Genomic DNA, 262 nt, shown 5'->3' on the forward strand with positions numbered 1-262 from the left:
CTTCAAAAAATTAGAGACAAGTGTTTATGACTGCTGCCCCTTCCCTTCTGCAACGACTAGCCCGCGTCAGCCTGGTCACGCAAATCCTCCTCGGCCTGATAGCCGGCATCCTCCTGGCACTCGTTGCGCCTGAGGCGGCCAAGGCCACCGGTTTTATCGGCAAGGTATTTGTCGCCGCGCTCAAAGGCGTAGCGCCGATCCTGGTGTTTGTATTGGTGATGGCGTCGATAGCCAATCATAAACAGGGCCAGCAAACCCATAT

The 262-nt window shown here is 55.3% G+C and carries 1 protein-coding gene; it reads left to right on the top strand.

Features of this window, described 5'->3' with window-relative positions:
- Positions 1 to 26: 26 nt before the first annotated feature.
- Positions 27 to 262: cation:dicarboxylate symporter family transporter (locus SB765_RS30750; RefSeq protein WP_410932636.1), on the top strand; the 236-nt coding region annotated here is incomplete at its 3' end.

This window comes from Pseudomonas sp. SIMBA_067 (assembly GCF_046534675.1).
Taxonomy (GTDB): Bacteria; Pseudomonadota; Gammaproteobacteria; order Pseudomonadales; family Pseudomonadaceae; genus Aquipseudomonas; species Aquipseudomonas putida.